Source organism: Teichococcus deserti (genome assembly GCF_001982615.1).
Classification (GTDB): Bacteria; Pseudomonadota; Alphaproteobacteria; order Acetobacterales; family Acetobacteraceae; genus Pseudoroseomonas; species Pseudoroseomonas deserti.
Genome location: NZ_MLCO01000309.1, coordinates 1 through 12,719 on the forward strand (window position 1 = coordinate 1; position 12,719 = coordinate 12,719).

14 protein-coding genes are annotated in these 12,719 nt (G+C 72.2%); 2 read left to right on the top strand and 12 right to left on the bottom strand.

Annotated features, from left to right (window positions below):
- The 7 genes from BKE38_RS25160 to BKE38_RS25190 all read right to left on the bottom strand — a co-directional run.
- A partial coding sequence (locus BKE38_RS25160) for an alpha/beta hydrolase (RefSeq protein ID WP_106409305.1) occupies positions 1 to 498 on the bottom strand: 498 nt, incomplete at its 3' end.
- A 46-nt stretch (positions 499 to 544) separates the two neighbouring features.
- Positions 545 to 1,525, bottom strand: a complete 981-nt coding sequence (locus BKE38_RS25165) for a Bug family tripartite tricarboxylate transporter substrate binding protein (protein WP_076959961.1) — start codon at positions 1,523 to 1,525, stop codon at positions 545 to 547.
- A gap of 73 nt (positions 1,526 to 1,598) precedes the next feature.
- Complete coding sequence (locus BKE38_RS25170) at positions 1,599 to 2,498, bottom strand: dihydrodipicolinate synthase family protein (protein WP_076959962.1); 900 nt, start codon at positions 2,496 to 2,498, stop codon at positions 1,599 to 1,601.
- A complete protein-coding gene (locus BKE38_RS25175) occupies positions 2,495 to 3,697 on the bottom strand; it encodes a sialidase family protein (protein ID WP_076959963.1) in 1,203 nt (400 codons plus the stop codon). Before BKE38_RS25175 ends, BKE38_RS25170 begins: the two co-directional genes overlap by 4 nt.
- A gap of 13 nt (positions 3,698 to 3,710) precedes the next feature.
- A complete protein-coding gene (locus BKE38_RS25180; RefSeq protein WP_076959964.1) occupies positions 3,711 to 4,841 on the bottom strand; it encodes an iron-containing alcohol dehydrogenase in 1,131 nt (376 codons plus the stop codon).
- Between the two features lie 23 nt (positions 4,842 to 4,864).
- Positions 4,865 to 5,722, bottom strand: coding sequence for an IclR family transcriptional regulator (locus BKE38_RS25185; RefSeq protein WP_076959965.1), 858 nt, complete (start codon positions 5,720 to 5,722; stop codon positions 4,865 to 4,867).
- Positions 5,723 to 5,800: 78 nt separating this feature from the next.
- Positions 5,801 to 6,481: an SDR family NAD(P)-dependent oxidoreductase gene (locus BKE38_RS25190; RefSeq protein ID WP_076959966.1), complete on the bottom strand. Its 681-nt coding sequence runs from the start codon at positions 6,479 to 6,481 to the stop codon at positions 5,801 to 5,803.
- Between the two features lie 149 nt (positions 6,482 to 6,630).
- On the opposite strand from BKE38_RS25190, the gene pepT reads away from it, so the two are divergent.
- The gene (gene pepT / locus BKE38_RS25195) at positions 6,631 to 7,869 is read left to right on the top strand and encodes a peptidase T (protein ID WP_076959967.1); all 1,239 of its coding nucleotides are present in this window, start codon (positions 6,631 to 6,633) and stop codon (positions 7,867 to 7,869) included.
- Between the two features lie 31 nt (positions 7,870 to 7,900).
- Here pepT and BKE38_RS25200 read toward each other — a convergent pair whose 3' ends face one another.
- Complete coding sequence (locus BKE38_RS25200; protein WP_076959968.1) at positions 7,901 to 8,119, bottom strand: hypothetical protein; 219 nt, start codon at positions 8,117 to 8,119, stop codon at positions 7,901 to 7,903.
- 183 nt (positions 8,120 to 8,302) lie between these two features.
- On the opposite strand from BKE38_RS25200, the gene BKE38_RS25205 reads away from it, so the two are divergent.
- Positions 8,303 to 8,647 carry a hypothetical protein gene (locus BKE38_RS25205; protein WP_076959969.1) on the top strand — a complete coding sequence of 115 codons (345 nt, stop codon included), beginning with the start codon at positions 8,303 to 8,305 and terminating at the stop codon, positions 8,645 to 8,647.
- Positions 8,648 to 8,650: 3 nt separating this feature from the next.
- On the opposite strand, the gene BKE38_RS25210 is transcribed toward BKE38_RS25205, so the two are convergent.
- The 4 genes from BKE38_RS25210 to BKE38_RS25225 form a co-directional block, all read right to left on the bottom strand.
- A complete protein-coding gene (locus BKE38_RS25210) occupies positions 8,651 to 9,112 on the bottom strand; it encodes a Csu type fimbrial protein (RefSeq protein ID WP_106409306.1) in 462 nt (153 codons plus the stop codon).
- Entirely contained in the window at positions 9,103 to 11,421 is a 2,319-nt protein-coding gene (locus tag BKE38_RS25215; RefSeq protein ID WP_165694278.1) for a fimbria/pilus outer membrane usher protein, read from the bottom strand. The genes BKE38_RS25210 and BKE38_RS25215 overlap by 10 nt, the downstream gene beginning before the upstream one ends.
- Positions 11,422 to 11,446: 25 nt before the next feature.
- Entirely contained in the window at positions 11,447 to 12,190 is a 744-nt protein-coding gene (locus BKE38_RS25220; protein WP_083747855.1) for a fimbrial biogenesis chaperone, read from the bottom strand.
- 16 nt (positions 12,191 to 12,206) lie between these two features.
- On the bottom strand, positions 12,207 to 12,719 hold a 513-nt coding region (locus BKE38_RS25225), incomplete at its 5' end, for a Csu type fimbrial protein (protein WP_207553674.1).

Here is a 12,719-nt window from a genome sequence, read left to right on the forward strand (position 1 = left end):
GTCCTGGCCATGCAGCAGCAGCGTCCGGCGCGGGATCGGCAGCGCCGCATAGTCGCGCCCGCCCGGCACCCGCCCGACCGGCAGGCCCATCAGCACGATCGCCGCCGCCGGCGCCTCGTCCTCCAGCGCGCAGGCGAGGCGGGCATAGACATGGGCGCCGAAGGAGAAGCCGACCAGCGCCAGCGGCAGCCCCGGATGCTCGTCCCGCAGGGTCTGTGCAACCAGGGATGCATCCTCGGCCTCGCCGATGCCCTCGGCATAGCGTCCCTCGGACCCGTCGACGCCGCGAAAGCTCGGCCGCACCGCGATCCAGCCGGCATCGCTCAGTCGCCGCGCGATGGTATGCGGCACGATATGGCGCGGCGAACCGCCCAGCAGCGGCTGCGGATGGCTGATCAGCACGATGCCGCGCGGCGAGCCCGCAGGCTCCGTGACGGTCAGCTGGATCTGGCCGGCGGGGCCGGAGAGGAAACGCTGCTGCGGGCGGGGCGTGGACATGCCTGCGGCATACAGGCTTCCACGCCCCGCCTCCAGCCTTGCCAGACTACTCCGGCTGGTAGTTGACGCTGCGCAGCAGCTCGCCGGCGCGGTTGATCTCGGCGGCGATGAACTGCTTCGTCTCCTCGATGCTCTCGGTCACCGGCTCCAGCACCTGGCGGGTCAGGCGCTCGACCATGGCGGGCTCGCGCATGGTCTCCTGCATCAGCGCATTGACCCGCTCGCAGATCTCGCGCGGGGTGCCCTTGGGCGCCCAGACGCCGTACCAGGACTGGAACTCGTAGCCGGGCAGCCCGCCTTCGGCCATGGTCGGCACGTCCGAGGCCAGCGCCGAGCGCTGCGCCGTCGCGATGCCCACCGCGTTGATCTTGCCGTCGCCGCGCGCCGGCAGCAGGGCGAAGCAGGGGTCGATCAGCAGCTGCACGCTGCCGCCCATCAGGTCGGTCAGCGCCGGCTGGGTGCCGCGATAGGTCACCATGTCGAGGTCGAGCCCGGTGCGGCGCAGGAACTCGATGGTGGCCAGGTGTCCGGCCGAGCCCAGCGAGGAGATGGCGATGTTCCATTCGCGCGGCTTGGCCTTCGCCGCGGCGATGATGTCCGGCAGTGTCTTCTGCGGCCGGGTGCCGGAGGAGACCATCACGAGGGGGGCCTTCGCCGTGCGCGCCATCACCTCCAGATCCTTCTGCGGATCGAAGGTGGCGCCCTTCAGCACCAGCGGCATGACCGCCGTGTTGAAGGCCGAGGCCAGGAGAGTGTAGCCGTCATTCGGCGCGGTCAGCACCGCGTTGGTGCCGATCAGCCCGGCGCCGCCGGTGCGGTTCTCGGCGATGGCGGTGGCGCCGAGCTTCTCGGTCAGCCGCTGCGCCAGCAGCCGGCCGAGCGTGTCGTTGGCGGCGCCCGGCGGCCAGGGCACGATGACGCGGATCTGCTTGCCGCGCGGCCAGGATTCCTGGGCCTGGATGGCCGGGGCGGCGAGCAGGGAGGCGGCGGCGGCACCCGTGCCGAGCAGCAGAGAACGCCTGTTCATGGCTTGTGTTCCGATGGTTCTTGGCTTGGACGTTGCGGTGGGACGGCGCCGGACGGGCCGGCGCCGGGAGGCATCAGCCCTGGGCGAGCTCTTGCGCCTGGGCCTCGGTCAGCGGCAGCAGCGGCGGGCGCAGCCGCATCCAGCTGGCCTGGCCGGTGCGATGCGCGGTCATCGCCTTCAGCGAGGCCATCTGCGGATATTTCGACGCCTTGTTGCGGGCGGCGACGATGCGGGCCTGGGCGGCGTCGACCTCGGCAGCCTTCGCCGCGTCATCCGCATGGGCGTAGACGAAGGCCAGGTCGCGGGCGACCAGGTTGGAGGTCGCGGTGATGCAGCCGGCGCCGCCCTTGCGGCGCAGCGGCAGCAGCAGCGGATCGGCCCCCGCCAGCACCGAGAAGCCCGGGAACTTCTCGACCATGGCTTCCATGTTGGCGAGCTCGCCGGCAGAATCCTTGATGCCGACAATGGTCTCGGGGAAGGCGGCCAGCAGGCGCTCGATCACCGCGTGGCTGATCGGCACCGCCGACATCTGCGGGATGTGGTAGAGCACCACGCGCAGCCGGCTGTCGCCGATGCGCTGCAGGATCTCCGAATAGGCGGCGAAGACGCCGTCGTCGGAGACGCCCTTGTAGTAGAAGGGCGGCAGCATGACGACGGTGGTGACGCCGCAGGACAGCGCATGCTTGGTCAGCGCCACCGTCTCGGTAAAGGCCGCGACGCCCGTCCCCGGCAGCAGCTTTTCCGGCGCCACGCCGGCGGCGACGGTCGCCTCCAGCAGCGCCTGCCGCTCGGCGACGGAAAAGGAATTCGCCTCGCCGGTGGTGCCGAGCATGGCGATGCCGTCGCAGCCTTCGGCCAGCAGCCACTTGGCATGCTCGGCGAAGGCGGCGTGGTCGGGATTCAGCTGAGCATCAAGCGGGGTGAGGGCGGCGCTGAACACGCCGCTCGGGCCACGCAGGGCAGGGGTGGTCATGCGGCGGTCTCCTTGACCCAGGCCTCGTCCACCGAGACGTATTTGATGGCCTGGCGATAGACGGTGTAGGCGATGTGCAGCCGGCCATCCGCCGTCTGGGTGATCGAGGGGTAGGAGAATTCGCGGTTCAGCCCCTCGCGCGAATTGTTGGTCATGCAATAGCCGTCGCCGGTCTCCAGGTTGCGGCGATGCGGCCAGCTGCGGCCGCCATCCTCGGAGATCGCCAGCGTCATCGGCGCGCGGGGCACGCCCCAGAAGGTGCTGCGGCGGCTGGTGTCGATGGCGCCGACCACCTTGCCGTCGTCGCTGTCGTCCTCGATGTCGTCATAGAGCGACAGGCGCCGCTCGGTCGCATCCGCGGCGCTGCTTTCGTTGAAGACCATGGCGAGATGGCCGTTGGCCAGCCGCGCCACCTGGATCGAGGAGTTGTTGTTCGGCAGCTCGGTCGGCTCCGGCGCGCTCCAGCTTCGGCCGAGATCGCTCGAGCGCGAGACATAGACATTGTCCGCCCAGCGGCTGCGGTAGAAGGCGGCCAGCGTGCCATCCTGCAGGTCGAGGATGTTCATGTGCACGCAGCCCAGGCTCCCGGGCACCGCCACCTCCTGCCAGGACCGCCCCTGGTCGGAGGAGATCATGACCGCGCTGGTATCCTCGTCGCCGACCCATTTGCGGCCTGGGGTGCTGGCGCAGATCCAGATCGGCAGCAGCCAGTCGCCGTTCGACAGCACCGTGACCGGCTGGCGCATGAAGGTGCCCCCGCCCGGGCGCTCGCCGAACAGGGTGCCGATCGGGCCCCAGCTGCGGCCATTGTCGGTGGAGATGCGGCGGCGGACGATCGCCGTGTCCTGGTTGCCGGAGATCTGCGCCGTCCAGATCAGCCAGAGCTCGCCATTCGGCGCCGGGAAGAGCAGCGGGTTCTGCTCCGAGCGGGTCGGGTCGTCCGACAGCCGGACCGGCGCCGACCAGCGGTCGCCCTCCAGGCGGGAGAAATAGGCGGAGATGTCGGGCACCCCCTCCTGGGTGCCGCCGAACCAGACCAGGCCGAGCGAGCCGTCCGGCAGCGGCGTCAGGTTGGCGGCGTGGCTCTGCACCGTCGCCGGCGGCAGGTAGCATTCGCGGCGCGCGGGGTCGTCGCCAGCGGGCAGCACATGGCCGGCCTCGCCGAGCAGCAGCTTGCCAGAGGGATCGGCGCTGATCATGGCGGGGGTCCTTTCAGAAGGCGGCCTGGTAGATCGACAGGATCTGCGCCTGGCTCAGATCGCGGGGATTGTTGTCGAGCAGCCGGCGGATGGCATGCGCCTCGGCCGCCATGGTGCCGAGGTCGTCCTGCGGCACGCCGAGCGCGGACAGCTTCATCTCGATGCCGAGCGCCGCGCAGAAGCCATGCGTCGCCGCGCGCACCGTCGCCTCGTCGGAGGAGGCGGGCAGGCCCAGCGCCTCGAGCACCAGCGCCGTCTTCTCGGGCGCGGCCGGCGCGTTGAAGGCCAGGGTGTGCGGGAAGACCAGGGCGCAGGCCAGGCCATGCGGGATGTGGTGGCGGGTGCCCAGCGGATAGGCCACCGCATGGCCGGCGGTGGTGTTCACCGGGCCCAGGCAGAAGCCGCCATACATCGAGGCCAGCGCCAGGCCGGCGCGGGCTTCGCGGTCGCTGCCGTCAGCCACCGCGCGCTTCAGGAAGCGGCCGACCAGGCGGATGCCCTCCAGCGCATAGACGTCGATCAGCGGATGCGCCTTCCGGCTGGTGAAGGCCTCGACGCAATGCGCCATGGCGTCCACGCCCGTCGCCGCGGTGACGGCGGCCGGCACGGTCAGCGTCAGGTCGGGATCGACAATGGCGATATCGGCCAGCATGTGGCGGCTCTGCACCGCCGCCTTGTTCTGCGTCGCCGGGTCGGTGACCAGCGAACGGGTGCCGCCCTCGCTGCCGGTGCCGGCGGTGGTCGGCACCTGGAACAGCGCGACGCTGCGGCCCTTGACCTTCTCAGGCCCGACGACCTCGGCGAAGGACTGGCCGCTGCCCGGCAACACGGCCACCAGCTTGGCCAGGTCCATCGCGCTGCCGCCGCCGAAGCCGATGACGAGATCGGGTTTTACCTGCTCGGCAACGGAAAGAAGTGTCTCCAGGTTGGGCAGGTCGGGCTCGGGCTTCACCTCGCCGAAGACGGTGACCTCCCCCGGCAGGTCGAGCAGCCCGACGCGCCCGGCATTGAAGGCATCGGCCACCACCAGGATGCGGCCATGGCCCCGCTCACGCGCCCAGTGGCCGGCTTTCGCCACCAGCCCGCTGCCGAATTCGATGATGGCGGGGCGGGCGATCTCGATCGGGGTGGTCAGGCCGGTCATGGCGGGCTCCACGGGAAGAAAGGTCATGGGCGAGAGGGCAGGGCGATGGCGCCGAGCGACAGGCGGGCGGCCTCCGACAGCTCGGCCACCACCGCCTGCAGCCGCGGCAGGCCGGCGGCGACGAAGCTTTCCAGCGGCGCGCGGCTGGCCTCGATGGTCAGGCTGACGCCGGCGCAGGGCTGGCCCTCGGCGTCCAGGATCGGCGCGGCGACGGTGCGCAGCCCATAGGCGTTCTCGCCGTCGGAAATGGCATAGCCCTGCGCCCGCACCGCATCGAGCCGGGCCAGCAGCGCGTCCATCTCCGTGAGCGTCCGTTCGGACAGCTTCACCCGGGCGCGCTGCTCCAGGTGAGAGACCTGCTGGTCGCGGGGCAGGAAGGCGAGGATGGCGTGGCCCAGCGCGGTGGCATAGGCGCCGACCCGGGCGCCGGCCGGGCGCTGCACCCCGTGCCGCTCCAGACCCTGCTGGATGCGGGCCAGGTAGATCACCTCGCCCCCCTCCAGCGCGCCAAGCGAGGCGGCATCGCCCAGCTCCGGCACCAGCTCGCGCAGCAGCGGCCGGGCATGGTCGGGCAGGCCGCGCGCGGCCAGCGCCGAGAAGCCGAGCTCCAGGCATTTCAGGGTCAGGCGGAAGCGCCGGCTGGCGGGCACGGCGCGGAGATAGCCGAGCTCCTCCAGCGTGTGGATCAGGCGGAAGGCGGTGCCACGGTCGAGCTCGGCCCGCGCCGCGATCTCGGCCAGGGTCAGTTCGGGCAGGTCGGGGCCGAAGGCCTTCAGCACCGCGAAGACCTTGGCCGCGGACTGAACGGTGTTCTTCGGATTGCCGACCCCCTTGCGGGGCGCGGCGGCGGCCTGGACGGGGGTCACCGTTTCCTCTGTCATGTTCGGAATCCGAACACTTGTTCGTTGGGCTCGATCATCATGCCAGCGCCCGCCTCCTGTCAATCGCTTCGCGCGGCCTCACAGCGAGCTGCCGCCGCAGATCACGATATTCTGCCCGGTGATGGCCGCGGCGTCCGGCGCCAGCAGGAAGGCGACCGTGGCGGCGACCTCCTCGGGGCGGATCAGCCGGCCGATCGGCGGCAGCTTCGGCACCGAATGGGCCCGCGCCGGGTCGCGCAGCATCGGCGTGTCGGTGGCCGCCGGGGAGACCAGGTTCACCGTGATGCCGCGCGGCGCCAGCTCGGCCGCCCAGGAGCGCGACAGCCCGGTCAGCGCCGACTTGCTGGCGGCGTAGTGGCTGCGCCCGGCTGCGCCATTGGCGGTGCGGCTGCCCAGCAGGACGATGCGGCCACCCTCGGGCATGGCGGGCGCCAGCCGGTCGGCCAGCAGGGCGGCGGCCTGGACATGCACCTGCCACATCGTCGCGCCGCGGGCGTGGTCCAGGCTGCCCAGCGGCTGGGCACCCATCAGCCCGGCAGCATGCACCAGCGCGGTGGCCGTCAGCCCTTGCAGCGCCGCCTCCAGGCTGGCGGGATCGGCCAGGTCGGCGGGGCGATGGGCGAAGCCGGCCCCGCTGATGGCCGGGGCGCTGCGGCTGAGGCCGGTGACCTGCCAGCCATCGGCCAGCAGGCGGCGGGCGATGGCCTCGCCGATGCCGGAGCTGGCGCCGGTGACCACGGCATGGCGCGTCATGTCCATGGAGTTCTTTCCTTCCCGAGAGACTGCTGCCCCAGTCTTACGAACGACAACAATCGTTCGCAATCCGAACTTCATGCTGCGGCCCCCCGCCTCGCGCTGCGTTGCGAGCAGCGGTATCCTGTCGGCCACGTCGGAGAAGAGGCTGAGGGATGGCGATGCCTGTCGAAGAGGAACTGATCGAGCGCTTCACGCGCTACCTGGCGGTGACCAGCCAGAGCGATGCCCGCGCCAAGGTGCTGCCCAGCACCCCGGGCCAGCGGGTGCTGGCCGAGCTGCTGCAAGGCGAGCTGGAGGCGCTTGGCCTGAAGGACGTCCATCTGGACGAGAACGGCAACCTGACCGCGCTGCTGCCGGGCAATGTCCCTGACGCGCCCTGCATCGGCTTCGTCACCCATCTCGACACGGTCGATGTCGGCCTGTCGCCGCAGATCCACCCGCAGCGCCTGCGCTTCGAGGGCAGGGACCTCCTGCTCAATGCCCAGCAGGACATCTGGCTGCGCGTCGCCGAGCACCCCGAGATCCTGCCTTATGCGGGGGAGGAGATCATCTTCAGCGACGGCACCAGCGTGCTCGGCGCCGACAACAAGGCGGCGGTCGCCGTGGTGATGACGCTGCTGGCGACGCTCCGGCGCGAGCGGCCGCGGCATGGCGACATCGCGGTCGCCTTCGTCCCCGATGAGGAGATCGGGCTGCGCGGCGCCAAGGTGCTGCAGCTCGACCGGTTTCCGGCCGCCTTTGCCTATACCATCGACTGCTGCGAGCGCGGCGAGGTGGTCTACGAGACCTTCAGCGCCGCCAGCGTCGCCATCGAGATCACCGGCGTCACCGCGCATCCGATGTCGGCCAAGGGGGTGCTGGTCAACCCGATCCTGGTGGCGCGGGCGCTGATGGAGCTGTTCGACCCGCTGCAGACGCCGGAGCACACCGACGGCCGCGACGGCTACTGGTGGTTCAACGGCATCACCGGCGACCAGAGCAGCGTGCGCCTGGCCATGTCGATCCGCGATTTCGACGGCGTCCGCTTCGACCAGCGCAAGGCCTTCGTCGAGCAGGCGGTGGCCGAGATCCGCCAGCGCTTCCCGCGCGCCCGCATCGACTGCCGCATCGAGGAAAGCTACCGCAACATCGCCGAAAGCCTGGGCAACGACCGCCGGCCGGTGGAGCTGATCCTGCAGGCGCTGGGCGATCTCGGCATCCAGCCCAAGGTGATCCCGATGCGCGGCGGCACCGACGGCTCGGCGCTGTCGGCGCGCGGCATCCCGACGCCGAACTTCTTCACCGGTGCGCTGAACTTCCATTCGCGCTTCGAGTTCCTGCCGGTCAGCGCCTTCGCCGATTCCTTCCGCGTCGCGCTGCGGATCTGCGCGCGGGCGGCGGAGCCCGGCTGAGCCGCCGCCGCCGCGCCCGGCCTCCTGCCCCTCAATCCTCGGGCGGGATCGCCTTCTGCACGTCGGAATCGATGGCGGCGATGGCGGCGCGCATCGCCGCCATCAGCCGCGCCGCCTCGAGCGGGCTGAGCACCAGGAAGGGCGCCTCCGCCTCCTCCTTCATCTCGATGACGACGAAGCCGTCGCGATTGGCGAAGGCCCGCAGCTCCCCGTAGAAGGGGTCGTCCTGCGGGTGGACCATTTCTGCCATGCTGGCCTCCTGGATACCTGCCGGCTGTAGCCGATCGCGGCACGCCGGAGCAACGGCCGCCCTGCCGCCGCTGCCCCGCCCGGATGATTCGACGGCGGCTGCGAGAAATGTGCTGCGGCGCGCCGCCCGCTTTGGCATAAGCCGCGTTGAGGCCCTGGGCTGATCGAGAAGGTGTCGAAGAGCATGCGGCGGCGCACCGCCCCCCTGTTGGCAGCCACGGCGCTGCTCGCGCTCGGCGCGGGCGCAGCCGAGGCGCAGCGCGTCACCACGGCCTTCGCCGTCGGCGCCGTGGTGCCGTCGCCCTCCTGCATCGCCTCGGTCGCCTCGCGCGAGCTGCTGGCGGTGCGCTGCTCCGGCCCCGTCTCCTTCGTCGCCCAGGCCACCAGCCTGTCGGCGCATGACTCCGCGGCGCCTGGCATGCCGAGCCTGTCCGTCTCGCTGCTGTCGGAGGCAGGGCCTGCCGTGCTGCAGGGCACCGCGCCGCACCCGGCCTTCGCCGAGGGCGTGCTGATCACCGTCATCTACTAGGGATCAATAGGTCACGGTCACCTGGATCGTGTCGATATAGGTCCCCGGCGGCACGTTCTGCCCCGCCGGCAGCCGGCCATAGACCGAATGGGCCCGTCCGGCGCCCAGCAGGAACAGCGGCGCATTGCCGGAGACGAAGCTGGTGCCGGCGGTGCCGTCGCCCCAGATGCCGGCCCCGGCATTGTCCGTGTAGAGCTGGTAGGCGAGGCGGCTGCTGCCGCTGGTCAGCCGCCGCGCCGCGAAGCTGCCGCCGCCGCCGGCCGAGAGCTTGATGGTATAGTTCAGGTTGACCACCAGCAGCGCCACGCAGGTCAGGGTGATGGTGCCGACCGAGCTGGTCAGGCCCGGCGCGCGCGGCGAGTAGTGGCCGAAGGCCAGCGGCGTCGCGGTCACGGTGCAGGCCGCCTGCGCCGCGGCCGGCAGCAGCAGCAGCCCGGCGAAGGGCAGGAGGGCTCTCAGCGGCATGGCAGGGGTCCGATCAGCGGCAGCTCGCCGGGCGTGGGGGTGAAGTCGAACGCGACGCGGCAGCCTCCCCCTTCGGGCAGGGCGACGGTCAGCCGGTTGCGCGGCTGCAGCGCGGTGACGAAGACCTCGCCGTCATAGCCGACCGGCAGGGGGGCGCCGCCCTCGGGGGTGGCGATGCTGCCGAGCGGCAGCGGCTTGCCCGCGGCATCCACCAGCCGCAGCCGCGCCGCCGCGCTGCGGGTGACGGGGAAGCGCACGACGACGCCGGCGCGCTCGCGCGGGGTGACCATGCGGGTGGTGTCGCCAACCGCCGCATCGGCCGGCACGTCCTCCGGCGCGATGCCCAGGCGGTTGCCCTCATAGGCGCGCAGATCCGGCACCAGCAGCCGGCCGCGGGCGTTGGTGGCGCCGACCGGGCGGTTCTCCTGCACCACGCCGATGCCGGCCTGGCCGGTCTCGACCACCGCGAAGGCGTTCTGCACCGGATTGGACAGATAGACGCCGCCGCCCACCGTCGAGATGGCGCCGCGCGCCTCGGCCCGCAGCGCGGTGTCGCCGCCCAGCCGGTCGACGCCGCCCAGCACCCGCCCGGCCGCGCCGCGGTATTCGAGCTCGCCCAGATAGCGCGGGATGCCGCCCTCCGAGGCATAGGCGCGCCAGCCGAGGTCGCCATTCGCCACCGCCGCCTGCTGCGCCTGCAGCGCGCCGTAGCTGCGGCCCTGGTCGAGCGAGGCGCTGGCCGCCCCCGTGGTCCGGTCGCCGAGCGCGAAGGACAATCCGAACAGAAACCCCTCGCCGCTGTTGCCGGTCAGGTCGGTGAAGCCGGTGGCGTAGAAGCTGGTCCGCTCGGACAGCGAGCGGGTGTAGCTGACGGTGACGATCGAGGCGTCGGGCAGCGTCGCCAGCGCCGGGCGGTCGCGCAGGCGGCGGCGCAGCCCGGCATCGCGCTTCACCTCGGCATAGGCGAAGGACAGCGCGCCGCCCAGGACCGGCAGCGAGGCGCTGGCGCGCAGGATCCGCCGCGGATAGTCGGCGCCGTCCAGCGCCGCGACATCGGCGAAGCCGGGGCTGGCCCAGGTGACCGAGCCGCCGAAGCTGAGGCCGAGCGTGGTGCGCTCGAAGCCGGCGCCGAGCTGCCAGCCGTCCAGTGTGCCGCCATCCTCCGCCCGCGCCTGGCTGGCCGCGCCCGAGAGCGAGACCGAGCCGATCGCGCCCACCCCCAGCACCAGGCCGGCGCCGCCCATCATCAGTTCCGCGCCGCCCTCGGCATGGCCCTCGATGGTCAGCGCGCTGGTCAGGCCATACCGGCCGGAGATGATGCCGACGGGCGGGCCGTAGCTGTCGCTGACCAGGCCATAGTCGCGCCGCACCCAGCCGAGCTCGGCCGAATAGGTCAGCAGCCCCGGCGCCAGCAGGGCGGAGGAGGCGTAGAAGGGCAGGGTGCTGGTGGTCTCGCGGCCGAGCGCGTCGCGGACCCGGACGGCGACCTCGCCGGCGCCGGTGATGACCGGCAGCTGGCGCACCACGAAGGGGCCGGAGCCGGTGGTGGTGGAAAGCTGCTGCACGCCGTTGACCAGCACGTCGACGGTCGAGGGCACCGCGGCCGAGCCGGTCACCACCGGCACCGGGAAGGTCACCAGGTCGGGGCGCAGGCCGAAGTTGCGCGCCACCTGCAGCCCGCCCAGCCGCACCGGCCGGGTCCAGGACAGCCCGCCGCTGATCAGGTCGCCGGCCTGGTAGCGGCGCAGCCGGTCCTCGTCGTCGCGGGTGAAGGTGGTGCCCAGGCGGACGATCGATTCCTGCCCGGCATAAGCGGTGGTATAGGCCAGCAGGTCGCTGCTGACGACGCCGAAGGGGCCGAAGACGCGGGCCTCGGCATAGCCGGCGCCGAGCGTCCGGCCATTCGCCGAGGTGACGTTGACGTCGTAGTTCAGCAGCGCCCCCAGCGCGCTTTCCGAATGCGCCCGCGCGTCCGGCCGCGCCGCGGCCCCGAGCTCGGCCGGAACCCGGCTGCTGTCCTCGGCGGTGAAGAGGATGCGCGAATTGGCCTCGTCCAGCCGGAAGCGCAACCCGGGCAGCCGGTCGAGCGGGATCATGGTGCGCGCTGGAATGGCGGGCGAGACGGCGATGCCCAGGCTGCGCAGGTCCTCGGCCCGGGCGCTGAGCACGCCGTCGCGGTCGGCGAAGGTGCCGATGGTGTTGGTGCTCTCCTCGTTGACCACGACGTCGAGCAGCAGCGTCCGCTCGGCCGCCTGCGCCGGGGCCGCCGCCGTCCCGGAGGCGCCGATGCCGGCCAGCAGGGCGAGCATGGCGCGCCGCGCCCGCATCGCCGGCCTAGGGGCTGACCGGGACATCCACGGTGAAGCGGCCCGCCTCGCCGGTGCCGCTGGCCTGCACCGTGCTGCCCGGGCGCAGCGTCGCGCCGCGGGCCAGCCAGCGCCGCTCCTGACCGGGCAGGACATAGGGGTTTTCCGGTCCGGTCAGCGCCAGCGGGCCGCGGCCCCCGGCCGGCATCAGGGTCAGCTGCGCCAGCTGCGCCCGCCGGGTGCCGCGGTTGACGACGGTCAGCTCGCCGCCCGGGCGCAGCTGCCATTCCAGCTCGGCGCGGCCATTGACGGCGGCCTGGGCGAAGACCGGGATCGACAGGCGCAGCGCGAAGCGGATCTGCTGGCCGGAATCGGTCGGCCCCGGGATCTGGTCGACCAGCAGGCGGTAGGCGGTCTCGCGCCCCTGGGCCGGGGCGCGCAGCACCATCCGCACCACCTGCGAGGCGCCGGGGGCGAGCTGGAACAGCGGCGGGCTGACCAGCAGGTCCTGGGTCGGCGTCAGCTGGTCGGAGGTCACGTCCTGGGTCCAGGCGAAGGCGCGCACCTGCACCGAGGTCGGCGTGGTGTCGCGGTTGGTCACCGTGATCACCCCGGCCTGCTGCCCGGGGGCGAGGTCGGCGGAGACCGGCGCGACCTCGATGGCGCCGGCCCTCGCCGGGCGCGGCGCCCAGGCCAGCGCGGCCAGCGTCAGGCCGCCGCCGGCCTGCAGCAGCAGCTGCCGGCGAGGGCGCAGGATGGGGTTTCCGGGCATGGCGTCCTCTCCCCCTTCAATAGGTCAGGGTGACGGTGACGGTGTCCGTGTAGCTGCCGGGCTGCGGCCGCTGGTTGGCGGGCACCCGGCCATAGACGGTGATCGCCTGGTTGGTGCCGGTGCCGGTGCCGGCCTGGGTGTCGGTGCCGGTGGTCTCGCCCCAGACGGCGGTGCGCGAGGCGTCGCGATACAGCACGTAGTTCAGCGTGGTCGAGGTGCCGGCGCTGGTCATGGCGCGGGCGGTGGCGCTGGCCGCGGTGCCGAGGTTGAGGGCGATGGTGTAGGGGGTGTTGGTGGTGCAGAGCACCGTCAGCGTCGAGGTCTGGTCGCTGGCCGCGGTCGGCGTGTAGTCGCCGAAGGCCAGGTTGGTGGCGGTAACCGAGCAGAGCTTCAGCACCGTTGCCGTCACCTGGAAGCTGCTGGTCGCGGTGGTGGTCTGCGCCGCCGCCGGCGTCACCAGCGTGGCGGCGAGGACGCCACCGGCAAGGAGGACGGCGAAGCGCGTCGACGGCCGAGGGGACGGCCGGGG